Raw genomic sequence first — 24,500 nt, 5'->3', positions numbered from 1 at the left:
TCCTTTATTTTAATTCTTTTAACTAATTTTTCTATTTTATTTTTTTAGTTTTTTTCAGATTATTTCAAAAATTTCAAAGTTTATTTAAACCTGTTTTACAATATTTTGTTTAAATTTAAAATCAGATGGGATAGTTATGGTAAATAATATATCAATATCAACGATTGCAAACGCAACCGAAGACGAAGAAAAAGTTCTTGATGCAATGGTTTTCTTTTTACCTGAAATAATCGAAGAAGACGATTTAGAAACCGAGACAGTTGAAACAGAAGGAAATTTTGGAAATCCTATTGAGATTCACACCGTTAAAATTTCTGGAAAAAAGGCAAAAATGGTATTCAATTATATCATTGATTTGATAAAAAGCGACGAAAGAAACGTAAATCGATTAAAAAGTGAAATGGATAGTAGAATCGAGAAAAATAAACTTTATTTAAGATTTGATAAACAAAAAGCATATCTTGAAGAGTGTAAACTTTCAGATGGGGACGATACTGTAAGAATCGTTGTAAACTTCAAGATTTTTGTTCCAAGTGGAAAAGAAGAAAAAGTAAAAGAAATGGTTTTGGAAAGACTCGATAAACAAGGTGTTTTTTAATGCACGAACTCTCTTATGCAACGTCAGTATTAAATGCGATACTCGAAGCAGTTGAACAACAAGAAGCACTCGGTAGAAAGGTTATAAAAGTAAATGACATTAATCTGGAAATTGGGGAACTTACTTTGTTAAGTGTCGATCAGTTACAGTTTGTTTTCGAAGTTATTTCAGAAGATACTGTATGTAAGGGCGCAGAATTAAAAGCAGAGATGGTAAAACCAAAAATTTTCTGTATGGACTGTGAATTCGAAGGAGATTTGGATACAAAAGATGAACTCGAAGTAATATGTCCAAAATGTGAATCGAGAAATGTTAAATTGAAAGGCGGAAAAGAATTTAACATAGTAAATGCGACAATCGAATTTGATGACGAAGAATAATTCTTTTTTTATAGTTTTTGACATGATCCGTGTTTTAACGTTTATATAGTATCTTTTAAATAATGTTATTTGTTGAAATTGGGTATTTTAAAAATGCAAAGATTAATATTCTGTTACTTCAAAGTGAAGAAGGTATTTTAAAAAATATCTTAAATAAAAATCTGTAAAAAGCCAAGTTTTCCATCTGTTCCGGTGTACAAAATGAAAAAAGAAATTAAATTAAAAGAACTTTCGAACAATATCGTCAAATCGCTTCTCGAAAATCCTGAAAAGCCAGTTCACGAGATAATGGAAGAACTGGACATCTATTCAATGAATCTTGATGATGAGGATTTAGACAGGGCTAAAAGTTTAGTTTGTGAATTACTCAATAGAATCGATGTGGTTTCGATGAATCTCGATGACGAAGATATAGCACACACAATGTCGATGATATCTTTGAGATTCCACCTGCACGATAAATACAATAAATTCGAAATTATGGATGTTCCGCACCTTGAGGCAAGAATAAAAGATGCTGCAAAATACATAAAATACATTAAAAAAAGTAATAAAGCTTAAATTTTTTATAATTCTACGAATGCAGATTTTTTAGCACCACAAAGGGGGCATGTCCAGGTATCAGGCAATTCTGAGAACTTTTTCCCCTCTTTTTCTTCATCGTATTCGTATCCGCAGACTGTGCATTTCCAAACTGACATAAAACTACCTCCTTTTCCCATAGATTTAATTTTGAAAACACTTATTTATATAATTTTATAATACTATCAAAATTCAAGTAATTTGAATAAATATTTTGATTTTTTACCAATTTTTCCGTTACATGATTCAAAATCAAATTTTTTCCCAAGAACTGGCCAAATTATCGAATCTATATGTAATGGCGGAATTTTTGTAATTTTAGAAATATTATTCCAAAATTTTATCGGGTCTTTATCTGTAAATTTGAGGGTGTATTTTTCAATTCTTGAATCTTTTGGAATTTCAATCTCCATCGGGTAGGGAATAAATTCATTAAATACGATTCTTGAAGAATAACCAAACATTTTTAGTGCAAAGACAATGGTTTTTGCATTTTTTTTCGAGTTTAAGCATTTTGATAGTTTTTCAAGCAGTTCTTCCATAGTTACATAGTAATTTTTAAAATCCAGAAGATTTATCGTTTCAAGAAACGGGATAACTTTTTCAATCCTTTTTATTTTTACGTTTAAAAGTCGTCTGTTTCCCTTTGAATTTTTGAGAAAATTAATGTATTTTTCCCCTAAATTATCATTATTAACTTCATTTTTTGACCAATATTCTGAAAATTCACCCCACCAGAGCTCCCCAGTAGTGCAAAGCTGGTAGCTTACTATTGAATTTAAAATCACGAGTTTTATAAACATTTCATCGTTATCCATTGAATATTTTAGATTCTGAAGAACCAGATATTGTGTATCCATTTTTTCTTCCATGTTTTTAGCAAATTCCACGTCAAAATGCCCAAATATTTCGACAAGTTCGTTTATTTTTTCTAAATTTTCCATAATTTTCACAAAGATTTTTAATATTTGGTTAAACCACTAATCTATTTATTATTAAGTTCTTTTTGAATTCATTATTTCTTCAATTTTTTCTAAATTCGGTTCTCTTTTCCATATCGGAGTTTTTTCTGAGATGTATGGGGGAACAACGTCTTCAAATACGGGTTTTTCACAAGTATAAAATATTCCAAGGGGATACTTATCAGTTTCAAGCGATTTTTCAAATGCTTTTTTTCTATCCGTTACATCATGGCCTTCTAAATAATAAGTATGTTCTTTATACCATTGAAGAGTATTTACTTTGTTAAATGAGGGACAGGGATGAAATATATCTACAATAGATAAACCCTTATGATTTATTGCTTCAATTATTATTTCTTCGGTTTTTTCAATATTTCCTGAAAATGTACGTGCCACAAAAGATGCGTTTAATGAAATTGCAAGTGCTATCGAATTTAAAGGTTCCTCAAATACTCCCCACGGTTGAGTAGGAGTTTTTGTTGAAACCAGGGTAGTTGGGGAGGCTTGTCCTTTTGTAAGCCCGTATATCTGATTATTATGTATCAAAACTGTGATATTTGGGTTTCTTCGAATAGCATGAATAAGATGATTTCCACCTTCTGCATACATATCGCCATCGCCACCTTCTGCAATTACTGTAAGCTCGGGATTTGTGGTTTTCACGGCAGTTGCAGCAGGTATCGCTCTTCCATGTAATGTATGAAATCCATTTACAGTTATGTAGTGAGGCATTTTTCCAGCCTGCCCGATTCCTGAAACAATTGCAACATTTTGCGGGTTTAATTTCAGTTTTGACAGGGCATTTGAAAGTGATGCTTTTATTGCAAAGTTTCCACATCCCGGACACCAGGAAATATCTATTTTTTCAGTTCTTTGAAAAGGATTTTTTTCCATGAATCTCACCCCATCAAAACTTTTTCAATTTTTTCAGTAAGTTCTTCAACCGAAAAAGCCCTGCCATCGTATTTTAAAATACTATCATTCATTTCAGTTCCAAATTCCCTTTTTAAAAGTCTTCCAAGCTGTCCAGAATAATTTAATTCGATATTTATTATCTTCTCAGCTTTTTTTAAGTATTTTTCAGCAGAATCGGAAATCGGATAAACTTGACTGAAATGTAAAAGTGCAGTATCTTTTAAATTCAATTTTTCAAGTGCATCTTTTACTGGGTAGTATGTTGTACCCCATGAAACAATCAGGTTTTTGTAATCTTCATTTCCAATAAATTCCGGTGCTATTGCTTCTTTTTTAATTAAATCTAACTTCTTATTCCGTTTTTTAGTCATTTTATTTATTAAATCAACATCTTCAGTAATATCCCCAAATTCATCATGTTCGTTACCACATACCAGTACAATCCCCTCACCAAATCCTGGAATTCCTCGCTCTGAAATTGGATTTTCGGACAATTGGTACCTTTTGTAGTCAAAATCAGTTTTTACAACATGATTTTCTTTTTTTACAGTTTTTAATTCATCATCTGATAGATTGTAAAATGTATCTGCAAGATATTCGTCAGATAGTATGAATACAGGAATTTGATATTTATCCGCCATATTAAACGCAATCTGGCTTATTTCATAAGCTTCTTCAATTTTTCCTGGTGAATAAATAATTCTGGGAAATTCGCCATGTCCAGAATAAAGTGCTAACTCCAAATCCGCTTGTGCAGTTCTCGTTGGAAGCCCTGTCGAAGGACCGGGTCTTTGTGCAAGATATACTACAACTGGAGTTTCAGTCATTCCTGAAAGGCTTACTGCTTCACACATCAGTGAAAATCCGCCTCCCGATGTTGTAACAAGCCCTCTAGCTCCCGCATACCATGAACCGATAGCCATATTTATTGCAGAAATTTCATCTTCAACCTGTTCAACAATAATTCCAAGATCTTTCGAATGTCCTGCAAGAAAAGTGGAAACTCCTGTTGATGGAGTCATTGGGTAAAATGAAACAAAATTGCAACCTGCTTTTGCAGCACCGAGCGCAACAGCTTCAGTACCACTTAAAATAATTTCATCTTTGAGTTTGCCATTTTTTTCAAGATTTATTTTAAAATTTGAGTCTTTTAAGATTTTTTTTCCAAGTAGGTATCCTTCTTTTGCAGCTTCTAAGTTTTTATTTACAATTTCTTCTCCTTTTTTAGAAAATTTATCTTCAAGATATTTATTAAAAAGCTCTAAATCACAATCAAAAATTCCAAGAATTATTCCAGAACCTACGGTATTTGAAAATAAAGTGTTTCCAATGTTTTTACTTATTTCTTGAATTGGAATATCGATAATATTTTTATTATCCAAAAATTCTTCATCGATATTTTCTTTTTCCCCCAAAATAATAGTTTTATCTGAAATTCTATCTTTTAGATGGTTTAAAACACCTTTTTTAAAAGTTACAAGTAGATCTATTCTTTTTAAAAAAGAACGCTTTTTTTCAGACGATATTACAATTTCAGTCGTGTTAATTCCGCCCCTAACCCGCGACATGTATTCTTTTGTTGCAAATACGTTATATCCTGATAATTTTAATATTTTGGTAAGTGATTCTTCGATAGTTTGTATACCCTGTCCTGCAGCACCGCCGAGGACTATTGAAACTTCTTTTTCAAGATTCATGTTCCCCCTCCACTGAATACACATATAAATTTGAATTTGAATATATTTAACATTGTTATATTTAGTGATAAAATGGATAATGATATCTACGATGAAATGGTTCAAGAACGGGGAAAAGAATACTTTTTGAAAAATATGGTGAAATACTGTATAAAACGAGGAGATACCCTTCACGGAACAGTTTATGGTAGTGACCGTTACATAACAAAAGTTGATTTAAAAACAAACACTGGAATATGTACCTGTCCTTATCAATACAACTGTAAACACGCATATGCACTTTTAGAGTCTTATAAAAATGGAAAATATGTAGATGGGGATAAATTATTTTTTAATTTTTCTAAATTGGATAAAGAAGAGATTTTAGAAATTTTTGAGGGTATTGTTGAAAAGCATAATTTATGGGATGAATTTGTAAAAACTGAAAAAACGCTACTGGGTACTGCAAAAAACATGCTTGAACTTACAAAAATTGAAAAGAAAAACTTATTTACATTTACTTCGTTTTTAAGGAACCAATTTTTAAAAAATGCAGAAAATGAAGAATTACTTGAAATACTCCCTGATGTAATCAAATACATTCAGGAGAGAAGAAAACTCGAAGAAATACTATTTTTGATAGTTGATGAACTTTTTGAGCGCGGAAAAACGGATAAAGATATTTTGAAGAGATTAATAGAACTTTCAAGAAAGTATCGCGAGTTGTGGATGGTAAAAGATAACATTTTAGATTACGAGTACTTTGAACTATTAGATTATTAATTTTTAAAATGATTTAAGAACTATTAGAATAATTAATAAATATATTTATATAATCTGCTTAAAAATATAAATTGTAGCAAGTTAGCTCTTTAATAAAAAATAAACTTATGTTTTTAAACATATTAGTTTTTCTAATATATGCCTGGAGGTTATACTATGGAACTTGACGTTACAGGGACTGTATGTCCAATGCCTGTTTTAAAAACAAAAAAAGCATTAGATTCATTAAATTCTGGAGATGAATTAACCGTTAAAGGAGATTATAAACCTGCTCTTCAAAATATCGTAAGATTTGTAGAAGAAAAAGGCCACGAAATACTTTCTTCCGAAGAAAGCTCAGATGGATTTAAAGTAGTTATAAAAAAATAAGGTGGAATTTTGAAATTTACCGTAATAATTGGGGACGCACCTTATGGAAAAGAGAGGGCTTATTCTGCTTTAAGATTTGCATTAACCGCCCTTTTGGAAGGAATTGACGTAAATATATTTTTACTCGAAGATGGGGTTTATGTCGCTAAAAAAGGCCAAGCTCCAGCAGGGGTTCCAGACTATTCTGAACTTTTGGAAAATTCGATAGATGCAGGGGCTGTTGTAAAAGCATGTGGCCCATGTGGAAAAGCAAGAGGAATTTCTGAAGATGAACTTCTTGAAGGAATTACTTTTGCAACGATGCACGATTTAGTGGCTTTCGTAAAAGAAGCAGATAAGACAATAAACTTTTAATCATACTATTTTTATGTTTTTATCGTTTTAATTATTTTAAATCAATTTAAAATTTAGTTAAAGTTTTTATATTATTTTTCGAAACTTAGTATATTCTAAAAACGAGTGAAAATATGTTTGACGACGATAAAGAATTTACAATGAAAAAACTTCAGGCTGCCCTTGATAATGGTTTTGTAGACATTGAAGTCATGTATTTGGTGGACAAAATAAATGAATTTAAAGATTACTACACTACAAGCAGTTGTATTGGAAGATGCGGGATAATGGAGTTTCCAAAGGATAAAAATCCAAAAATACACTCGCAATGGCTTGGAAAATGGCACCATTATGCAAATTACAATGAAATTGATGAAGCACTTTCTCAAAAATCTGAAAATTTTGAAAAAATTTCTTTTGTATTGAATTCCCCAATTTTACATATCGCATCAAGGAATGTAGATTCGAGTAAAAAACTCCTTGAACTTGCATACCACAATGGATTAAAGGCTTCTTCAATAAAATCAATTTCTAATAAGAGATATATCGTAGAAATCTTGACGACTGCAAAAATGGATGCACCAATAGCTTATGACGGAAAAATGGTAGTTAATCGAGAATATTTAGATATACTGCTTGATGAAGGAAATTTGAAATTAAAACACGCGAGAAAATCATTAAATCGATTTTATGAAAAATTGGACGAACTTAAAGATTAATTAAAAAATATTAATACTTTGAAATACATATGTTCTTAAACAGGTGGTGAGAATATGCTTGATTTAAAGTGCACCAGTTCTAAGGATATATTTCCACTGGCTTATGCGATACACGTACTTGTGAACAAATCGCCAGTAACAATGCGTTCAAAAGATAAACCAGGAGTTAGAATTGAAAAGGGAAAGTTAATCGATGATAATTATGAAGGTTATGTTTTAAAGCAAGTTTTAGAAGTTGGGGAAGTTTTAAAAGTAACTCCAATCTGCGGCCCATACGCGGGAGTTCCAGTTGTGGTTGTTCCAGTAAAAGACGGCGAGAAAATTATCGCTGCAATAGGGATCGTAGATTTAACTGCAGGGATATTTGAAGAAATTCATTCGATAACTCGTAGAAAAGAACTTGCAAGGTTTTTACCTGATGAAGCATTTCCGAAATAATTATCAATTTTGGTGATACATTGAAAAAAGTATTCATATTTCCCCCAAATAGCCTTATTCTGGCAGATTTGGTGGAAAGATTTGGTCACAAACCATTAATGATCAACAACGCAATTGGGGATAAAGTAAGGGATCTTGAAATTGATACGCCACCTTTAAACATTACTGACGAAGACCCGAAAAAAGGTCTTAAATATGCGGCAATTGAAGTTCCTTCAGGAGTTCGTGGCAGGATGTCATTAATAGGCCCATTAATCGACGAAGCAGAAGCTGCAATAGTTATGATTCATGCACCGATTGGATTTGGTTGTGTGGGCTGTGAAAGAACAAATGAACTCACGAAATACCTTATTCGAAGAAAAGAAATGCCAGTTTTGAATGTTGAATATCCTGAAAATGATGAGGATGCAAAAGTAGTCGTAAAAAAAATTGTACTATTTTTGGAAAGTTTAGAAAACAAAATCGAGGGTTAACATGAAAATAATAAAAGCTGCAATAGTTATGGTTTTTGCGTTAATTTTAAGTTCCGCATCAGCAGAAACTGTTTTAATTTCTGATAATTCCGACCTTTTTTCTGAAATGAAAGAAATCGCAATGAAATATGCAGAAAATCTCGAAGATATTCCGTTTGCAACGAACATTGCATCAAATGAAAGAATAAACTTGAATGTGGAAATGAGTGAAGAAGATTTAATTATCTCAATAATCATTGAAAACGGTAAAATTACAAGTTTCGAAAAAGGAACGTTGACTGACGCAACCATGAATGTTTATACTGATGAAGGTACTGTTAGGGAAATTTTGGACTCTGAAAATCCATTAAGTTCAGCTCAAGCTGCTTTAAAAGACGGTAAAATAAGAATGGAAGGCGTAGGACTTGTAAATTCCATAAAAATCTCAATTGCAAATTTATTAATGTCGTTCTTTTAAATATTCTATTTTTTAATTTTAACTATTTTGTGGACGGTACCCCGCAGTCTGCAAAACTTTATATATTTTTAAAAACTAGGTTTTTCAAAAATAATACTTATCGCAGTGATCTATATGGATTTAATAAAAAAAATAATATCAAAACAAGCTAAGCTGGAATCTTACTATTTATGGTTAGCACTTTTCATGGTTGGTGTTTTTTTGCTGGCTTTCGGAGTGTATCGTTTGCCCGAGTTATTATAATTTACAAATACCTAAAATTAAATTTTAAAAGAAAAATAAAAAATCAATCCCTGTTATCAAATACTCTTTTACTCTTTTTTTCGCTTCTTGGAAGATCTCCAATTTTTAAACATTCAACGTCGGGTGAAATTCCGATGTATGTTTTAAATGCCTTTATAAGTGCAGTTTCAGTTTCTTCGAAATCTTCTTTCGAAACATCAACTTCTATCCTAAATAACATTGAATCTCTCCCTTCAAATCTGCTAAGGACGATCTGGTATTCACTACTTACGCCCGGCACTTTTTGTATCAAATCTTCGATCTGTCCAGGATAGATATTTACTCCTTTTATTTTGATTCTATCATCAGCCCTTCCAAGAATTCTATCTATTCTTGGATATGGGGATCCACATTTACACTTTTCAGGAATAATTCTTGTTAAATCCCTTGTCCTGTATCTTATGAGTGGTGCGCCTTCTTTTGTAAGTGTTGTAATTACAAGTTCTCCAAGCTCTCCATCGGGTAAATTCTCGCCAGTAACAGGATCAATGATTTCAAATAATAAATGGTCTGACCAGTAGTGCATTCCTTCATGGTATTCGCAGTCAAGCGCAATCCCTGGCCCGTATATTTCAGTTAATCCATAGATATCGAAGCTTTTGATTCCAAGTTCGCTTTCGATTCTATTTCTCATCTTTTCGCTCCATCTTTCAGAGCCGATAACGCCTATTTTTAAATGAATTTTATTTTGAATTCCTTTTTTTCGTATTTCTTCTGCGAGTAATAGTGCATAAGACGAAGTAGATGTTAATACTGTAGATTTTAAGTCCATCATCATTTGAAGCTGTTTTTCAGTGTTTCCTGGCCCCATCGGTATTGCCATTGCACCCAAACGTTCAGCACCAAGTTGAAAACCAATTCCTGCAGTCCAGAGCCCGTATCCTGGGGTTATATGTACTCTGTCGGTATTTGTAACTCCTGCCATCTGGTAGCATCTCATCATCATTTCTGACCAGACATCTACGTCCTTTTGGGTGTACGGTATAATTACGGGACTTCCCGTTGTTCCAGATGAAGAATGTATCCTAACTATTTTTTCATCGGAAACTGCTTGAAGGCCTAATGGGTATGCATTTCTTAATTCTTCCTTTTCAGTGAATGGAATTTTTTTAAAATCTTCAAGAGAGTTAATTTCATTAATATATACATTAGCTTCTGAAAATTTGGTTTTGTAGAATTCGCTGCCCTCTGAAACGTGTTTTAGTAATTTTTTAATTAATGCAAACGTTTCTGAATTTTTACTGTTCATCGTGGCCCTCCTGCATGTTAAAAATAGTTTCTGCAGATAATTTAGCAGCATTTAAATTAATATTTCGGTATTTTTCAGGAATTTCCGATTCAATTGTTTTTAGAAAATTATCGTATTTTAAAGGCAAAAATTCGGCATAAAATGCAGCACCAAGTACTGAAACATTCATTGATTTGGGATTTCCTGCAACTTTCGCAATTTCTGAAAAATCGATACAAATTGTTGATTTAACTTTTTCTTTAATGAAATTTATAATTTTTTCCGAATCGTATTTTTCGTTTGAAGACCTTGCACTTGGAAGAATCATTTTAGAGTTTGTGATTATCTTACCATTTTTTTTAAGAAAATGGAGGTTTCTTGCAACTTCTGAAACTTCAAGGCCAATTATTAAATCCGCACTGCCTTCTGGAATTAATGAACTCTTTATGTCGTCACCAAACTGTAGATGACTTACCACGGAACCCTCTCTTTGGGACATTCCAAGCGTTTCAGCGGTGTTTACATGAAAACCCGAGTTCATTGCAGTAATTGCGAGTAGTCTGGATGCTAAAACAACACCCTGTCCTCCAACCCCACAAATAATTACGCTGAAGTTCATTGTTCATCAACCTCTTTTATTGCATCAACAGGGCATACTGCCATACAAAGTCCGCAACCAGTACAGTTTTCCATAATTTCGGGAATATCTCCATTTAACGTTATTGCAGGACATCCAAGTCTTTCAACGCAGATCTTGCACCCAGTACATTTATTTTTATTAATCGTACATTTTTTAGTGGATTTAACAAGTGAAACGCAAGTTCCTCTGAAAACAACTGCAGAAGGGCCGTTATAGTCAATAGCTGCTCTTGAAATCTCTTTACAGGTTAAAAAATCATCTGCAGATACAGTTTTTACAAATTCAATTCCACAGCTTTTTAAAATTCCTTCAATATCTATCAATTTTGTAGCTTCTCCAAGAGCAGTTTTTCCAGTTCCAGGATGTGGCTGGTGGCCAGTCATCGCAGTAGTCCTGTTATCCAATACTGCAATTGTAACATCGGCTTTATTATAAACTGCGTTAATTACTGCAGGAATTCCTGAATGGAAGAATGTAGAATCCCCAATAAATGCGACATTCTTTGAATTTTTATTAGTTCTTGAAATTCCGCCAGCAATACTAATTCCTGCACCCATACAAAGACAGGTATCTATTAATTCCAAAGGTGGAGCATTTCCAAGCGTGTAGCATCCAATATCTCCGGAAAATATAGTTTGAATGTTTTGTTTTTTTAATTCTTTTGAAACTTCCTTAAATGCGTAAAATACAGTCCTGTGCATACATCCGGCACATAAATTTGGAGGCCTTACTGGAAGGGGAATTATTTCATTTTTAGAGATTAGTTTCTCGGGAATTTCAATTCTTTGAATTTTTAAAATATCTAGAACTTTGTTAATTCCAACTTTTGCAATATCGATGCCGTATTCTCCACAGTAAGGGAATATATTATTTTTCTTACCGTAAACTGCCTTTGAAATACCATATTTTCCAAATAATTGGAGTAATTGATCTTCTAAATATGAATCTAGTTCTTCTACTACTATTATCGACTCAATATCGTTTATAAATTCAATTACTTTTTTTTCTGGGAATGGATATGGTGTTCCAATTTTTAAAACTGAGAATAAGTCTTTATTATTGGAGATAGCTTCATTTACGTAGTGATAAGATGCTCCTGAAGTTATTATGCCAATTTTTCCAGTTCCTGTTTTAAAATTAAATTTTGAATTTGAAAATTCTTTTGAAAGTGTTTCTTGCAATTTTTCTAAAATTGGATGTCTTTCCGCGGCTAATTTTGGAAATATTACCCACCTGGAACTTTTTGAAAATCCTTCTATATCTTCATTTGAGGGTTTTAAGTCATCCAGTACAACATCATCACACCGGTGTGAAACTCTTGTCGTAGTTCGAAGAAATACTGGAGTTTCATACTTTTTTGAAATTTCAAAAGCATATTTTGTCATTTCGTAGGCTTCCTGCGAGTTTGATGGGTCAAGTACTGGAATATTTGAAAATAATCCAAAAGATCGGGTATCTTGTTCAGTTTGGGATGAATGAGGTCCTGGATCATCAGTTACTAAAAGGACTAACGGCCCTTTTACTCCAAGATATGTTAAACTCATCAGTGGATCTGATGCAACGTTTAAGCCAACCTGTTTCATTGTTACAATGGAACTTGCACCTGAAAATGATGCACCAATTGCAGTTTCCAATGCTACTTTTTCATTCGTAGACCATTCAGCATAGAAATTATATTTTTTTGCATTTTTAATCAGAGTTTCCATAACTTCTGTTGAAGGAGTTCCTGGATACCCTGTTGCAAACTGTAATCCTGCAGCAATTGCTCCATATGCAATCGCTTCATTTCCCATTAAAAAATGCTTATTATTCAAAAAATTCCCTCTAGTTAATTTTAAAATTGATAATTTTTTCCTTAAAACTTGTGACTTTAAAAGTTTAATCAGTATATAATATAAATATTTCGATATCGAGTTATTTGCCGGCATAACATTCGTTAAAATAGTTTTTATTAAAAAAAGAAGTAAAAAATAGTTATTTTAAAATATATGATTATTATTTTGCTATTTCTCAAACATTTCCAATTTTAGATAATTATATAAAACTTAAATCAATATCTGTATTAGATTTTTTTGAAAATACGGTTTTTCGAAATATTGACAAAACATAAATATTTTCTAAACGACAATATAGAAATAAGGTTAATTTAATTATCCGAAACATGATGAAGGTGGAAAGTATGGAAGAAAAAGTAACTTTAAGTGTTATTAAGGCAGACGTTGGTGGGCTCTGTGGACACACATTAGCTCCAGAAGAGTTATTGGATGCTGCAGAATACGTTTTAGAAAATGCACTCGATGAAACATTAATTGATTATTATGTTACAAACTGTGGTGACGACATCGATATGATCATGACCCACAAAAAAGGAACTGACAACGAAGAAGTACACAAACTTGCATGGACCGCTCTTGAAGAAGCAACCGAAGTTGCAAAAGAGTTAAAATTATATGGTGCAGGTCAAGACTTACTTTCAAACTCGTTTTCCGGAAATGTTAAAGGACTCGGTCCAGGATGCGCAGAAATGGAATTTGTTGAAAGACCAAGTGAACCAGTTGTAGTATTCTGCTGTGACAAAACAGACCCTGCAGCATTCAACTTACCATTTTACAAAATGTTTGCAGACCCATTCAGCACTGCAGGATTAGTATACGACCCTTCAATGACATCAGGATTTAGATACGAAATTTTAGATGTTTTTGCACATAAAAGAGTATTCTTAGATGCTCCAGAAGAATTATATTCATTACTCGCATTAATCGGAAACACTGAAAAATACGCTGTAAAAAGAGTTTACAGAAGAAAAGACAACGAAATTGCAGCAGTATGTTCATCAGAAAAATTAAACATGATTGCTGGAGAATACGTTGGAAAAGACGATCCTGTAGCAATTGTAAGGGCTCAAAGCGGATTCCCTGCAGTTGGGGAAGTTTTAGAAGGATTTGCAAACCCACACCTCGTTGCAGGATGGATGAGAGGATGCCACTTTGGACCTATCATGCCTGTTGCTGAAGAGGATGCAATGCCTGCAAGATTTGACGGACCTGCAAGAGTTATGGCTTTAGGATTCCAGTTATCACACGGAAGATTGGTTGGACCAAACGACCTCTTCGCAGACAAATCATTTGACAAAGCAAGAGAAAAAGCACTTGATATGGCTGAAATGATGAGATCAATGGGTCCATTCATGCCACACAGATTGCCTGAATCAATGATGGAATACACATCAGTTCCAAAAGTTTTAGCACAGTTAAAAGACAGATTCATTGATATGGAAGAAACATGTGAGTGCAAAATTGATGAACTCAGAGAAAGAGGGGACATGGAATAATTTTTCCATGAATTACTATTTTTTTAATCATTTTTAAAATTCAAAAATTAAAATTTAAAAAAAGTATTTTTTAGTTATTTTAAAACCGCTCCTTCATCAGCTGAAGAAACGAGCCTTGAATATCTTGATAAATAGCCTTTTTTGATTTTAGGCTCAAATTCATCCAATTTTGAAAGTCTTTCTTTAATTACTGATTCATCCAAATCAACATTTATTTCTTTTCCAATCATGTCAATTTTGATGATATCTCCGTTTTCAATTGCAGCAATTACTCCGCCAGCAGCAGCTTCTGGAGAAACGTGGCCTATACATGGACCTCTGCTTCCCCCACTGAATCTTCCGTCAGTAATTAATGCAACGCTGTCATCAAGACCCATTCCACAGATTGCTGAAGTTGGGGAGAGCATTTCTCTCATTCCCGGGCCACCTGATGGTCCTTCGTATCTAATTACTATAACGTCGCCTTCTACAATTTTTCCACCGAGTATCGCAGAAATTGCTTCATCTTCTGAATTGTAAACTTTTGCAGGTCCATCGTGTTTGTACATTTTTGGATTTACTGCACCGATTTTTACAACGCAACCGTTTGGAGCAAGATTTCCTTTTAAAACTCTCAAACCGGCAGTTTCGTGAACTGGAGCTTCTACTTTTCTTATAACGTCGTAATTTATGTATTTGACAGATTCTGCAATTTCTAAAGTACTTCTTCCGTCAACCGTTTTTGTATCTCTAATTTTTCCCTTTAAAACATTTAATACTGCAGGAATACCTCCTGCATTATGGAGGTCAATCATGTAGTGTTCTCCACCGGGTTTGATTGATGCAATGTGTGGAACTTCGTTGCTCAATCTATCAAAGTCATCGAGAGTTATGAATTTATTTTCAATTTCATTTGCAATTGCAGGAATGTGTAATGTTGTATTTGTCGATCCACCAAGTGCAAGGTCAACTAAAATAGCGTTTTCAAAAGCTTCCTTTGTCAATATATCTGTTGGTTTTACATCTTCTTTTACCAAGTCAACAATTTTAGAGCCAGTTTTTTTAGCGATTCTAACCTTTTGAGCATCAACCGCATGTATTGTTGCACACATTGGAAGAGATAGTCCGAGAGCTTCTGTAAGGCATGCCATACTGTTTGCAGTGTAAAGCCCTGCACAGCTTCCAGCACCCGGGCACGCACATTCTTCAATACTTTTTAATTCTTCTTCAGTAATTTTTCCAACCTGATACTCACCAACCCCTTCAAAAAGACTAATAAGTTCGCATTTTTTACCTTGGAATTCGCCTGGAAGCATTGGTCCCCCAGTAACTACGATAAATGGAATATTTAATCTTAAAGCACCCATTATCATTCCAGGAACGATTTTATCACACGTAGGAATTAAAACAAGGCCATCAAAACCGTGTGCTCTTGCCATTGATTCAACAGCATCTGCAATGATTTCTCTTGAAGGTAAGGAGTATTTCATACCTTCATGACCCATTGCAATACCGTCGCAAATTCCAATTGTATTAAATTCAAATGGCGTTCCGCCGTTTGCATAAACACCATGTTTAACTGCTTCTGATAATGTTTTTAAGTGAATGTGGCCAGGAACAACTTCTGTGAAGCTGTTTACAACACCAATAAATGGTTTTTCCATGTCTTCGTCTGAATATCCGCAAGCTTTTAAAAGAGCTCGGTTTGGAGATCTTATAACTCCTTTTTTGACGTTATCACTTATCATATCTTACCACCATTAACGATTAAGCTAATATCTGAACAAATTGAATAAAAAAGTATCGATGTATGAATTAATTATAAGTTATTTCAATTTTTTAATAATTGCTAATGATAAATAATCTTTAAATGGTTCAAAATCAATCTCATCGATTTTTCCAAGCGCAGTTTTCTGAGTATTGGATGTTACCCGGTTTACAACACCAACTAAATAATTATCCTTTTTATCTTTTAAATTCTTCAATTTTTCTTCTAGATCGTTGGTTTTCATCACAATTAACGTATCGAATTCTTCTAAATATCTTTCTAAATCTTTTCCTTGCGGCAAAATTGCTAGTTTTTCATCCCCTTCAACTAAAGGAATATTTAAAACGCCTGCACCCGCAAATGGTGAGGAAATTCCGTTTATAATTTCTACATCAATTCCATTTTCTTTAAAAATGTGCCAGACATACGAAAAAGTACTGTAAAGTGTTGCATCCCCAATAGTTACGACTGCAACGGTTCCATTTTCTTCCATAACCTGTTTTGCAGCACCATTCCAGTGTTTTTGTAAAAATTCGACATCTTTACTCATTGGAAACAGAAGTTCGACTACTTTTTTGTTTTCCGGTAGTATATCTTTTATAATATCATATGCAACAGAAGCTTTTCCTTCCTTTGAAATTGGAACAAATACTGTATCCGCATTTTGAAGTATTTTAACTGCTTTTAATGTTAGTAAATCTGTATCTCCTGGACCAACACCAATTCCATATATTTTATCGACCATTATTTTCACCAGTTAATTATTTAGTAAAGTATTCTAGCTCCATTTATACATGGTTTAGTAATTACTGTGTTTCCATATTTTTTAAGTGCATTTTCAACGTTTTTTTCATTTTCATTATAACAAAGAGCAACGTATGAAGGACCTGTCCCAGAAAGCCCTGCCGTAATTGCACCCGCTTCTAAAGCATCAACTGAAATATTTGAGGGGAAATTTAATGCAGATGAGTAGAGCAGGCCATTTAAAAACAATGCTTTATAGTAATCTCCGGCCATGCACTTTTCAAAAGCCATATCAACGTAATCTTTGATCAATTTCATTCTTTTTACATCAACATTCTTTTGAAATTCCGGCATTAATACAACAACTTTTATATCTTCCTTAAATTCATCTTTTTTCAGTATTTTTCTTTCCATATTATTACATACGGTAATTCCACCAAAATAAGATGCAGTGGCGTCATCATACGCTCCAGTAACAGTTAACTTTTCTTCAAAAGATGATTTTATTGCAAGATCCAAAACCAAATCTGAATCGACCTTTTCACCCAAAGCACCAATGGTTGCCAAAACTGCCGCATTAGAAGCTGCGCTACTGCTACTAAGTCCAGATTTTACAGGGATATCTCCACTCGTTGAAATTTTTGCAGAGTAATCAACTTCAAAGTAATCTAAAACGTTTTTAACACACCTTTCTACAAGACTTGGCTTTAAAGTTGGGTTATCTATCGAAATTCCGTTTATAATTTTTTTGCCGTTATCAAGTAACTCAACATCAGCTTTTATTTTTAAATCAACGCCGAAAGCAGAGCCAAAACCTGTTGCAATTGCATTAATTATGGTTCCCGACCCTAAAGAAACTGCAGAACATCGCATAATGTCACCGAAAAGAATTAAATGAGTAAAATGAACCTTTTAAATTTAATAAGCGATACTAACATATAAAATCAATGTAGTGATATAATAGTATAGTTGATTGATTACAGTGGGTATCTATGAAATATGAAGTCGTTATAACTTCGGGAAATTCTAATCGGGCACCAATCGGAGCTTTTTTGAAAGGGGATTTAATAACCTTGCATTTATATGAAGGTTCACACACTTTTGAAAATTTACAAAAAGATGATTTCTATATTTTAAATATTTGCAGTCCTTATTTAATTGCAAAATCGGTTCTCGATGATTCAGGGGATTACGAATATCTGGAAAAAAACGGCAAAAAAATACCGTATCTAAAAGATTCGTTTAAAATAGAACTAATCGAGATTAACAATAGAAAAATAGTGGAAACAAAAAATGAATTTGGAAGTTCCAAACTAATGATTGTTGAAGGAAAACCTATTTTTGAAAAAATACTGAATTACAACACAACGCCATATAATCGTGCAGATGGGGCCATTGTAGAACTGGCAGTGTTATATTCTAGAAAGGATATGATTTCGAAAGAAAAAATGAAAGAAGAAATTGATAGATTGATGAAAATTATTAAAAAAGTCGGCGACACTAATTATATTGAACTTGCAAAAAAGCTAGGTGTTTAAATGGAAGAATGGGTTGAGAAATACAGGCCAAAATCGTTAAATGATGTTGCAGGACACAATAAAACCAAAGAATCCCTTATTGAATGGATAGAATCATTCATAAATGGTCAAAAGCAAAAACCAATACTTTTGGCGGGGCCTCCTGGTTCGGGAAAAACTACACTAGCTTATGCAATTGCAAAAGACTATGCATTTGACGTAATCGAACTTAATGCGAGTGACAAGCGAAATAAGGATGTAATTTCGCAAGTTGTTGGAACTGCGGCAACTTCAAAGTCCCTTACTGGAAAAAGAACTCTAATAGTTTTAGATGAGGTTGATGGACTTTCGGGAAATGACGATAGGGGAGGGGTAGCTGAAATAATAAAAGTTTTAAAAACTGCAGAAAACCCTGTAATTTTAACTGCAAACGATGTATACAAGCCTGCTTTGATGACACTTAGAAATTCTGTAAATTTAATAAATGTTGGTTCAGTACATACGAACTCAATTCCTCCAGTTTTAAGGAAAATTGCATTAAAAGAAGGGTTTGAAATCGATGAAAAAGTGATCAAAACGATTGCAAGCCATGCGGGTGGGGATTTAAGGGCTGCAATAAATGATTTACAATCCCTTGCAACAGGCGGGTCCATTGAAGTTGAAGATGCAAAAGAACTCCCTGATAGGGATAGTGAAAAGAGTATTTTTGATGCAATGAGGATAATAATGAAAACAACCCACTATGACATTGCAACAAGTGCTACAAGGGATGTAAAAGAGGAACTTGGAACTATTGAAGAGTGGATTTCTGAAAATTTGCCAAAAGAATATTTAAAATACAAGGATCTTGCAAATGGGTATGATTACCTTTCAAAATCAGACGTATTTTTGGGAAGGGTATTTAGAAGGCAGTATTTTGGACTCTGGAGATATGCTTCAGCGTTGATGACCGCAGGAACTGCCCTTGCAAAAGAGGAAAAGTATAGGGGATTTACTAGGTACGCGCCACCTGCAATCTTTACAAAACTCAGCAGGACCAAGGGTAGCAGGCAGAGGATGAAAGATATTTTGAAAAAAATAGCTTTAAAAACCCATACTTCAACAAAAAGGGCAAGAAATACTTTAGATTATATGGTCGTGGTTTTCGAATCAAATGAAGCTGTTTCTGCAGAACTTGTGGAATATTATGAACTCACAAAAGAAGAAATCGAGTTTTTAACCAACAAAACAATTGCAAAGAATATATTTTCAGTAATTGCCGGTAAAAAGCCAAAAGTTGAAAAGGAAACTCCAAAGAAAAAGAAAAAAGCTGAAGACGTAGTACCTATTATTCCAAAGCGACCAAAAATTTCAGAACCGCCAAAAGAACCTTTAAAAGAAGTAATCGAAGAAACTGTTGAAAAAACGGATAAAAAAGAAAAAGAGAAAAAAGATCCAAAAAAACAGGCAACATTGGACAGTTTCTTTTAAAATATATTATTTTTAATTTAATTCTTTTTTAGTATTTTAAAATCAATTACAAAGACATATTCTCTCGGGGAATACGATTTTACAATTCTTTTGTCAACAACTTCACATTCACACTTTGATTTAAAAAGTTCAATTCCTTCAATAAATTCCGAACCTACGGTATAGTAATGGATTATTCCGCCTTCTTCAACGATTTCAAGGGCTTTATTTACAAATTCGTGGGCGTATTTTGGTAAATTCATTATAACTCTAGTTCCTTTTACATCTACATTTCTTACATCATCTAAAATCGGAACTATTTTATTTTCAAGGCCATTTAAAACGATATTCTGTTTTAAAAGTTCAATTCCATCCGGGTTTATATCTATCGAATAGATTTTTTCTGCATTTTTACATGCAATTGAATATGGCCCAACTCCGCAAAACATATCGACTACAATGTCATCAAATGTTACAAGATCCATTATTCGTTTTCTCTCCCATCCAAGCCGCGGTGAAAAATAAACTTTAGAAACATCGACTAAAAGTCTGTACCCGTTTTCTTTGTACGTTGTAAGTGTTTTTTCTTCACCTGCAAGATGTTCAAGGTCTCTAACTCTGAAATCTCCTTTAACATCACTCTCTCGTCTAAAAACTGCTTTTACGGATGGAATTAACTTTAATGCATTTTCTCCAATTTTTTTCCTAATTTCTGGAGCAATTTCTTCTGCGATCTGCAAAATTACGATATCTCCCACAATATCGTATGCATGGGCTATTAAATTTCCATCGACTTCATCTTTAAAATTTTTTAAAAGGTAATCCTTAAAACTGGTCTTTTTTTCGACATCTATCTTTGAAATATTATTTTCATCAAGTTCTAAAACTTCAAAGTCGATATTTTCATCTTCAAAAATTTGTTTATCAAAATTACTTGAAGTTAGGGGGATGTATAAAAACTCCCCTTCTTTTTTTAGTTTGTAATTTTTGCTGAGTAAATCATTGTCGAGTATGATTTTTCGTGTTTTTTCGCCCAGTTTAGAATTAACTTTGATGCAGGATATCAATATTTCACCATTAATTTATCGAGATACAGGAGTTTACTGTGAAATAGCCTTTTTAATTTTGTAATAATGATATTCAACCGTTTTTATAGGAATTTGTGTAATTTCAGAAATTTCTTTTGGAGTTTTTTCAATATATTTCTCCACAATTTCTTTTTTACTTGTCGGACGTCCAGTAGTTGGTTTAATTGACTTTACTTCAATTCCAATTTCTTTCAAAGCCCCAAGTACCTTTTTATTAGTCCGTTTAAATTTAGATTCGGGTAAAATAATTTTTTTAACCTCACAACTCTCCAGAATTTCAATTATGAGGTTTTTAGAGAGTTCTGTGTTTATATATATCGCATCCTCTTCAGCGTCTAAATTCTCTATTTTTTCGACAAATTCTTCAAAAGAATGCCCTCTTAGGTATTTCATAAAATATCACGTGTAAATTCAAGTTTAAACATTTGTGTTAAAATATGTAAAAAAGCAGATTTAAATAAGTTATTTAATTAAACCCATTGCTTTATTTGTTTTTTCGATTGATTTTAAGTTGTCGCTTTCCATTTCGAGCATTGCTCTGATACAGTCCACGTTTTCAGGGATAACGTCACTTTCTTGGTGGATTGCTTGCATCATGTAAACTTCATTGTCTACAACGTTTACGCTTTCTTCCCATACTGCAATTTCGTTTAAGTCGTATCTGCTTCTTCCAAGGTCTCTTGCATATTCAATAATTGTTGCAGTCGAATCAAATCCTTCTGAAGCTTTTAAGGTTAATATTCTTGGTGTTTTTGCAAGTGCATCTATTATTTCGTCTCTGTTCGTTCCAGAAGTTTCCACCATTATTGAGTGCATGTGCATCAATGTTGTTGGAACAATAACTGCTGAAGTCATGATTTTTCCATCGAGTTCAGGAATAACTGAAACAACATCCGGTCCGTGGTGTGATGGGACAGTTACGGGATTTGGAACGATTGCGTTTACGGGTCCAGTTTTTACATCGTTAGGGTCAGCAGCTCTTCTAATTAAAACTATTCTTGCTTTTAAAATATCCGCAACCGAATTAATTGCATACATTGATCTACAAAGTCCCGTGGTGTTGCATGATACTAATCTGATGTAATCTTTTCCGTAGCATCTGTCGTAGCTCCAGAGTGAGTTAAATGAATCCTGTGCGTCACCAGCTTTTTCTCCACCTTGGATTATTGCTTTTACGCCGTGTTTTTTGTATACATTTTCGAGGTTTGCTTTTCCAATTTTTTTAGGGGCCCCATCAACTACAATATCTGCATCTTCAATGATATCATCGAGTGTTCCTTCAACAGGAATGCCTGCTTCTTCAAAGAGATGTTTTCTTTCAGGAATTGCTGCAAATAATTTGTATCCCTTTTCAACAGCCATTCGTGCTTCAAAGTCAGGTTTTGTTTTTGTAACTCCAATAACTTTCATGTCGTCCTGTTTAGCTACTGCATCGGCAACTCTTTTACCGATAGAGCCGTAACCGTTTATCAATACATTTACCATAAAATCACCAGTTTATACCTATTTTTACCCCTATTTGGAAAATATCTATTTTTAAAAAGTTCGAACTTAGATATAAATATTATCTATATTAATTTATATATCGTTTTTGAAAATCGGTTTTGAATTTCATAAATATCTATTAATAAAATGTCTACAATTCATTTTGTACGAATGTTAATAAATTTTACGATTATTTGGAGGATTAAGATGAAGCATTTAGTTACAACTGCACTGGCATATACAAATGGGCCTCTTCATCTTGGGCATGCGAGAAGTACCTACATCCCTGCAGATATCTATACAAGGTATTTAAGACTTAAAGGGGAAGAAGTCGTTCACGTAGGGGGAACAGACAACCACGGAGTTCCAATTACATTAACTGCTGAACGCGAAGGTGTAAAACCTATCGATATTGTTGATAGATATCACAATGCAATAAAAGCAGACCTTGACAGTTTAAATGTCTCTTTTGATACTTTTGGAAGAACTCATAGCGACATACATATCGAAACAGCTCAGGAATTCTATTCAAAATTAAAAGAAAATGGATACATTTACGAAAAGGAAATTGAACAATTTTACTGCGAAAAATGTGATATGTACCTTGCAGATAGATACGTTGAAGGAATTTGTCCGTTCTGCGAGGGCGAAGCAAGGGGGGACCACTGTGAGGTTTGTGGAAGACACCTTGAACCAACAGAACTCGTAAACCCTTATTGTATACACTGTAATTCAAAACCAGAAATCAAAAGAACAACGCACTATTTCTTTAAATTGAGCGCGATGCAAGATGTTTTAAAAGAATACATTGAAAATTCTCCAGAAATGCCAGAACACGTAAAAAACATGGCTTTAAGATGGATCGAAGAGCTTCACGACTGGGATGTTTCAAGAAACATAAAATGGGGAGTTCCAATTCCAGGATGTGACGATCAGGTAATGTACGTCTGGATCGAAGCTCCTATCGGCTATGTATCTTTTACAAAACAGCTTGGAGGTATCTGGGAAGACTACTGGCTTGAAAACACAGGTGATTCTAAAATATCTCACTTTATTGGAAAGGACATTACCGTACACCACGCAGTATTTTGGCCGGGAATTTTAAAAGGTATTGGCGGATACAAAATGCCAAATGCAGTTGTTAGTGGCGGTTACTTAACTCTTGAAAACAAAAAAATGAGTACAAGTAAAAACTGGGTTGTATGGGTTAAGGATTTTATTGAAAACTTCAGTTCTGACTATTTAAGATATTTCTTCATGATAAATGCCCCATTAAATCGAGATACCGATTTTTCATGGGACGATTTCCAGAAGAGGATCAATACTGAATTAATTGATATTATTGGAAACTTTACTCACAGGACACTCGTATTTACAGAACGTAAATTTGGAAGTACGCCTATTGTGGATTCAAATCAGTTAATAGACGAAGATAAAAAATTGATTTCAAAATGTGAGTCTACCTTAAACCGTGTTGATTCATTGATTAGAGAATACAACTTTAAAGATGCTTTAATGGAGATTATCCTTTTGGCAAAAGAAGGAAACGCTTATTTCCAAGGAATGGCTCCATGGGCAATTAAAGATGACGAAAGGTTAAAAGAAGTAATGTATACGTGTTCAGTTGCTTTAAAATACATAATTTACCTTTTAAGTTCATTCATGCCTGAAAAAACGGCTCTTCTTCTTGAATACATGAACGAAGAACTCGATTTAGAAGTTAGGGGAAATCCCCTTAAAAAACCGAAAGTTATATTTACCAAGGTAAGCGATGAAGATATTTCGAGAATGAAAGAAAACTTGTTAGCGGCTACGAAAAAGGCTGAAACAAAAACGGACGAAAAGTCTAAAAAAGTAAAATCTGGTGAAAAAATGGATATTATTGATATTGATTACTTTGGAAACGTTGATTTAAGGGTTGGACAGATTTTAGAAGTTGAAGAAGTTCCAAGATCAAAAAAACTCTACAAAATCATTGCTGATTTGGGCGATGAAAAGAGACAAATTGTTTCTGGATTGAAAGGAGCTTATGAAGCAGAAGAACTTGTTGGAAAAAAAGTTATTATCATCTGCAACTTAAAACCTGCAAAATTATGTGGTGTTGAATCCCAAGGAATGCTTTTAGCAGCAGAAGACGATAGCATTGTAAGTTTATTGGCACTTGATAGGGATCTTCCCGTTGGAAGTAAAATCCATTAATATTCTTTAAAATTATTATTTTTAATTAAATTTCTTTTTTTATAAAATTTTTTAAAAAAGTTTTTATTTTAATTTAAATATAAACTGTTTAGAGTTAATTTAATA

General features: G+C 33.3%; 27 protein-coding genes. 14 read left to right on the top strand and 13 right to left on the bottom strand.

Annotation, left to right across the window (positions count from 1 at the left end; all coding sequences use genetic code 11):
- The first annotated feature begins 136 nt into the window (after positions 1 to 136).
- From HNP90_RS06130 to HNP90_RS06120, 3 genes are all read left to right on the top strand, one after another.
- Complete coding sequence (locus tag HNP90_RS06130) at positions 137 to 598, top strand: RNA-binding domain-containing protein (protein ID WP_012067832.1); 462 nt, start codon at positions 137 to 139, stop codon at positions 596 to 598.
- The gene (gene hypA, locus HNP90_RS06125) at positions 598 to 978 is read left to right on the top strand and encodes a hydrogenase maturation nickel metallochaperone HypA (RefSeq protein ID WP_012067833.1); all 381 of its coding nucleotides are present in this window, start codon (positions 598 to 600) and stop codon (positions 976 to 978) included. Before HNP90_RS06130 ends, hypA begins: the two co-directional genes overlap by 1 nt.
- A 201-nt stretch (positions 979 to 1,179) precedes the next feature.
- Positions 1,180 to 1,539 (top strand): hypothetical protein, encoded by a 360-nt coding sequence (locus tag HNP90_RS06120; protein WP_012067834.1) that lies wholly within the window; start codon positions 1,180 to 1,182, stop codon positions 1,537 to 1,539.
- A 5-nt stretch (positions 1,540 to 1,544) separates the two neighbouring features.
- Here HNP90_RS06120 and HNP90_RS06115 read toward each other — a convergent pair whose 3' ends face one another.
- The 4 genes from HNP90_RS06115 to HNP90_RS06100 all read right to left on the bottom strand — a co-directional run bounded on the left by HNP90_RS06115 (position 1,545) and on the right by HNP90_RS06100 (position 5,134).
- The gene (locus HNP90_RS06115; RefSeq protein WP_012067835.1) at positions 1,545 to 1,679 is read right to left on the bottom strand and encodes a rubredoxin; all 135 of its coding nucleotides are present in this window, start codon (positions 1,677 to 1,679) and stop codon (positions 1,545 to 1,547) included.
- Between the two features lie 66 nt (positions 1,680 to 1,745).
- Positions 1,746 to 2,504, bottom strand: coding sequence for an N-glycosylase/DNA lyase (locus HNP90_RS06110; protein ID WP_012067836.1), 759 nt, complete (start codon positions 2,502 to 2,504; stop codon positions 1,746 to 1,748).
- 51 nt (positions 2,505 to 2,555) lie between these two features.
- Complete coding sequence (locus tag HNP90_RS06105) at positions 2,556 to 3,416, bottom strand: thiamine pyrophosphate-dependent enzyme (protein WP_012067837.1); 861 nt, start codon at positions 3,414 to 3,416, stop codon at positions 2,556 to 2,558.
- 5 nt (positions 3,417 to 3,421) lie between these two features.
- The gene (locus tag HNP90_RS06100; RefSeq protein WP_012067838.1) at positions 3,422 to 5,134 is read right to left on the bottom strand and encodes a 2-oxoacid:acceptor oxidoreductase subunit alpha; all 1,713 of its coding nucleotides are present in this window, start codon (positions 5,132 to 5,134) and stop codon (positions 3,422 to 3,424) included.
- 72 nt (positions 5,135 to 5,206) lie between these two features.
- Between HNP90_RS06100 and HNP90_RS06095 the strand changes: the two genes are divergently transcribed.
- The 7 genes from HNP90_RS06095 to HNP90_RS06065 all read left to right on the top strand — a co-directional run bounded on the left by HNP90_RS06095 (position 5,207) and on the right by HNP90_RS06065 (position 8,685).
- Complete coding sequence (locus HNP90_RS06095; protein WP_012067839.1) at positions 5,207 to 5,896, top strand: SWIM zinc finger family protein; 690 nt, start codon at positions 5,207 to 5,209, stop codon at positions 5,894 to 5,896.
- Between the two features lie 156 nt (positions 5,897 to 6,052).
- The gene (locus HNP90_RS06090; protein WP_012067840.1) at positions 6,053 to 6,265 is read left to right on the top strand and encodes a sulfurtransferase TusA family protein; all 213 of its coding nucleotides are present in this window, start codon (positions 6,053 to 6,055) and stop codon (positions 6,263 to 6,265) included.
- Between the two features lie 9 nt (positions 6,266 to 6,274).
- Positions 6,275 to 6,619 (top strand): DsrE/DsrF/TusD sulfur relay family protein, encoded by a 345-nt coding sequence (locus HNP90_RS06085; RefSeq protein ID WP_012067841.1) that lies wholly within the window; start codon positions 6,275 to 6,277, stop codon positions 6,617 to 6,619.
- Between the two features lie 113 nt (positions 6,620 to 6,732).
- A complete protein-coding gene (taw3, locus tag HNP90_RS06080) occupies positions 6,733 to 7,317 on the top strand; it encodes a tRNA(Phe) 7-((3-amino-3-carboxypropyl)-4-demethylwyosine(37)-N(4))-methyltransferase Taw3 (RefSeq protein WP_012067842.1) in 585 nt (194 codons plus the stop codon).
- 54 nt (positions 7,318 to 7,371) lie between these two features.
- Positions 7,372 to 7,755: a DUF2111 domain-containing protein gene (locus tag HNP90_RS06075; protein WP_012067843.1), complete on the top strand. Its 384-nt coding sequence runs from the start codon at positions 7,372 to 7,374 to the stop codon at positions 7,753 to 7,755.
- A gap of 20 nt (positions 7,756 to 7,775) precedes the next feature.
- Positions 7,776 to 8,228, top strand: coding sequence for a methanogenesis marker 5 protein (locus HNP90_RS06070; RefSeq protein WP_012067844.1), 453 nt, complete (start codon positions 7,776 to 7,778; stop codon positions 8,226 to 8,228).
- A 1-nt stretch (position 8,229) separates the two neighbouring features.
- A complete protein-coding gene (locus tag HNP90_RS06065) occupies positions 8,230 to 8,685 on the top strand; it encodes a hypothetical protein (RefSeq protein WP_012067845.1) in 456 nt (151 codons plus the stop codon).
- 286 nt (positions 8,686 to 8,971) lie between these two features.
- On the opposite strand, the gene HNP90_RS06060 is transcribed toward HNP90_RS06065, so the two are convergent.
- The 3 genes from HNP90_RS06060 to iorA are packed head-to-tail and all read right to left on the bottom strand — an operon-like array spanning position 8,972 to position 12,649.
- The gene (locus HNP90_RS06060; protein ID WP_012067846.1) at positions 8,972 to 10,216 is read right to left on the bottom strand and encodes a phenylacetate--CoA ligase family protein; all 1,245 of its coding nucleotides are present in this window, start codon (positions 10,214 to 10,216) and stop codon (positions 8,972 to 8,974) included.
- Complete coding sequence (locus HNP90_RS06055; RefSeq protein ID WP_012067847.1) at positions 10,206 to 10,814, bottom strand: indolepyruvate oxidoreductase subunit beta; 609 nt, start codon at positions 10,812 to 10,814, stop codon at positions 10,206 to 10,208. Before HNP90_RS06055 ends, HNP90_RS06060 begins: the two co-directional genes overlap by 11 nt.
- Positions 10,811 to 12,649, bottom strand: coding sequence for an indolepyruvate ferredoxin oxidoreductase subunit alpha (iorA, locus tag HNP90_RS06050; protein ID WP_012067848.1), 1,839 nt, complete (start codon positions 12,647 to 12,649; stop codon positions 10,811 to 10,813). The genes HNP90_RS06055 and iorA overlap by 4 nt, the downstream gene beginning before the upstream one ends.
- A 365-nt stretch (positions 12,650 to 13,014) precedes the next feature.
- Here iorA and fbp point away from each other — a divergent pair, with 365 nt between their 5' ends.
- Positions 13,015 to 14,166, top strand: a complete 1,152-nt coding sequence (gene fbp / locus HNP90_RS06045; protein WP_012067849.1) for a fructose-1,6-bisphosphate aldolase/phosphatase — start codon at positions 13,015 to 13,017, stop codon at positions 14,164 to 14,166.
- Positions 14,167 to 14,240: 74 nt separating this feature from the next.
- Here fbp and ilvD read toward each other — a convergent pair whose 3' ends face one another.
- The 3 genes from ilvD to HNP90_RS06030 form a co-directional block, all read right to left on the bottom strand.
- On the bottom strand, positions 14,241 to 15,893 hold the full coding sequence (gene ilvD / locus HNP90_RS06040; protein WP_012067850.1) for a dihydroxy-acid dehydratase: 1,653 nt from the start codon (positions 15,891 to 15,893) through the stop codon (positions 14,241 to 14,243).
- A 78-nt stretch (positions 15,894 to 15,971) separates the two neighbouring features.
- Positions 15,972 to 16,658 (bottom strand): precorrin-2 C(20)-methyltransferase, encoded by a 687-nt coding sequence (gene cobI / locus HNP90_RS06035; protein WP_012067851.1) that lies wholly within the window; start codon positions 16,656 to 16,658, stop codon positions 15,972 to 15,974.
- A 20-nt stretch (positions 16,659 to 16,678) separates the two neighbouring features.
- On the bottom strand, positions 16,679 to 17,530 hold the full coding sequence (locus HNP90_RS06030; RefSeq protein ID WP_012067852.1) for a shikimate kinase: 852 nt from the start codon (positions 17,528 to 17,530) through the stop codon (positions 16,679 to 16,681).
- Positions 17,531 to 17,649: 119 nt separating this feature from the next.
- Here HNP90_RS06030 and HNP90_RS06025 point away from each other — a divergent pair, with 119 nt between their 5' ends.
- A complete protein-coding gene (locus HNP90_RS06025; RefSeq protein WP_012067853.1) occupies positions 17,650 to 18,195 on the top strand; it encodes a DUF447 domain-containing protein in 546 nt (181 codons plus the stop codon).
- Entirely contained in the window at positions 18,196 to 19,644 is a 1,449-nt protein-coding gene (locus HNP90_RS06020; protein WP_012067854.1) for a replication factor C large subunit, read from the top strand. It begins immediately after the preceding gene.
- 17 nt (positions 19,645 to 19,661) lie between these two features.
- On the opposite strand, the gene trm5b is transcribed toward HNP90_RS06020, so the two are convergent.
- The 3 genes from trm5b to HNP90_RS06005 form a co-directional block, all read right to left on the bottom strand.
- Positions 19,662 to 20,690 carry a tRNA (guanine(37)-N1)-methyltransferase Trm5b gene (gene trm5b / locus HNP90_RS06015; RefSeq protein ID WP_012067855.1) on the bottom strand — a complete coding sequence of 343 codons (1,029 nt, stop codon included), beginning with the start codon at positions 20,688 to 20,690 and terminating at the stop codon, positions 19,662 to 19,664.
- 33 nt (positions 20,691 to 20,723) lie between these two features.
- Positions 20,724 to 21,104 carry a hypothetical protein gene (locus HNP90_RS06010; protein WP_012067856.1) on the bottom strand — a complete coding sequence of 127 codons (381 nt, stop codon included), beginning with the start codon at positions 21,102 to 21,104 and terminating at the stop codon, positions 20,724 to 20,726.
- A gap of 69 nt (positions 21,105 to 21,173) precedes the next feature.
- A complete protein-coding gene (locus tag HNP90_RS06005) occupies positions 21,174 to 22,196 on the bottom strand; it encodes a type II glyceraldehyde-3-phosphate dehydrogenase (protein ID WP_012067857.1) in 1,023 nt (340 codons plus the stop codon).
- Positions 22,197 to 22,403: 207 nt separating this feature from the next.
- On the opposite strand from HNP90_RS06005, the gene metG reads away from it, so the two are divergent.
- Positions 22,404 to 24,395, top strand: a complete 1,992-nt coding sequence (gene metG / locus HNP90_RS06000; RefSeq protein ID WP_012067858.1) for a methionine--tRNA ligase — start codon at positions 22,404 to 22,406, stop codon at positions 24,393 to 24,395.
- The last annotated feature ends 105 nt before the right edge of the window (positions 24,396 to 24,500 follow it).

This window comes from Methanococcus maripaludis (assembly GCF_013760955.1).
In the GTDB taxonomy this organism is placed as follows: Archaea; AGJL01; Methanococci; order Methanococcales; family Methanococcaceae; genus Methanococcus; species Methanococcus maripaludis_A.
Note: the sequence above shows the minus strand (reverse complement) of the source record. Positions and strands in the feature narration are given on the sequence as shown.

Excerpts from the sequence above, each read along its gene's own strand:
- HNP90_RS06130 (WP_012067832.1), top strand. The coding sequence starts at position 137 with ATGGTAAATAATATATCAATATCAACGATTGCAAACGCAACCGAAGAC.
- hypA (WP_012067833.1), top strand. The coding sequence starts at position 598 with ATGCACGAACTCTCTTATGCAACGTCAGTATTAAATGCGATACTCGAA.
- HNP90_RS06120 (WP_012067834.1), top strand. The coding sequence starts at position 1,180 with ATGAAAAAAGAAATTAAATTAAAAGAACTTTCGAACAATATCGTCAAA.
- HNP90_RS06115 (WP_012067835.1), bottom strand. The coding sequence starts at position 1,679 with ATGTCAGTTTGGAAATGCACAGTCTGCGGATACGAATACGATGAAGAA.
- HNP90_RS06110 (WP_012067836.1), bottom strand. The coding sequence starts at position 2,504 with ATGGAAAATTTAGAAAAAATAAACGAACTTGTCGAAATATTTGGGCAT.
- HNP90_RS06105 (WP_012067837.1), bottom strand. The coding sequence starts at position 3,416 with ATGGAAAAAAATCCTTTTCAAAGAACTGAAAAAATAGATATTTCCTGG.
- HNP90_RS06100 (WP_012067838.1), bottom strand. The coding sequence starts at position 5,134 with ATGAATCTTGAAAAAGAAGTTTCAATAGTCCTCGGCGGTGCTGCAGGA.
- HNP90_RS06095 (WP_012067839.1), top strand. The coding sequence starts at position 5,207 with ATGGATAATGATATCTACGATGAAATGGTTCAAGAACGGGGAAAAGAA.
- HNP90_RS06090 (WP_012067840.1), top strand. The coding sequence starts at position 6,053 with ATGGAACTTGACGTTACAGGGACTGTATGTCCAATGCCTGTTTTAAAA.
- taw3 (WP_012067842.1), top strand. The coding sequence starts at position 6,733 with ATGTTTGACGACGATAAAGAATTTACAATGAAAAAACTTCAGGCTGCC.
- HNP90_RS06075 (WP_012067843.1), top strand. The coding sequence starts at position 7,372 with ATGCTTGATTTAAAGTGCACCAGTTCTAAGGATATATTTCCACTGGCT.
- HNP90_RS06065 (WP_012067845.1), top strand. The coding sequence starts at position 8,230 with ATGAAAATAATAAAAGCTGCAATAGTTATGGTTTTTGCGTTAATTTTA.
- HNP90_RS06060 (WP_012067846.1), bottom strand. The coding sequence starts at position 10,216 with ATGAACAGTAAAAATTCAGAAACGTTTGCATTAATTAAAAAATTACTA.
- HNP90_RS06055 (WP_012067847.1), bottom strand. The coding sequence starts at position 10,814 with ATGAACTTCAGCGTAATTATTTGTGGGGTTGGAGGACAGGGTGTTGTT.
- fbp (WP_012067849.1), top strand. The coding sequence starts at position 13,015 with ATGGAAGAAAAAGTAACTTTAAGTGTTATTAAGGCAGACGTTGGTGGG.
- ilvD (WP_012067850.1), bottom strand. The coding sequence starts at position 15,893 with ATGATAAGTGATAACGTCAAAAAAGGAGTTATAAGATCTCCAAACCGA.
- cobI (WP_012067851.1), bottom strand. The coding sequence starts at position 16,658 with ATGGTCGATAAAATATATGGAATTGGTGTTGGTCCAGGAGATACAGAT.
- HNP90_RS06030 (WP_012067852.1), bottom strand. The coding sequence starts at position 17,530 with ATGCGATGTTCTGCAGTTTCTTTAGGGTCGGGAACCATAATTAATGCA.
- HNP90_RS06025 (WP_012067853.1), top strand. The coding sequence starts at position 17,650 with ATGAAATATGAAGTCGTTATAACTTCGGGAAATTCTAATCGGGCACCA.
- HNP90_RS06020 (WP_012067854.1), top strand. The coding sequence starts at position 18,196 with ATGGAAGAATGGGTTGAGAAATACAGGCCAAAATCGTTAAATGATGTT.
- HNP90_RS06010 (WP_012067856.1), bottom strand. The coding sequence starts at position 21,104 with ATGAAATACCTAAGAGGGCATTCTTTTGAAGAATTTGTCGAAAAAATA.
- HNP90_RS06005 (WP_012067857.1), bottom strand. The coding sequence starts at position 22,196 with ATGGTAAATGTATTGATAAACGGTTACGGCTCTATCGGTAAAAGAGTT.
- metG (WP_012067858.1), top strand. The coding sequence starts at position 22,404 with ATGAAGCATTTAGTTACAACTGCACTGGCATATACAAATGGGCCTCTT.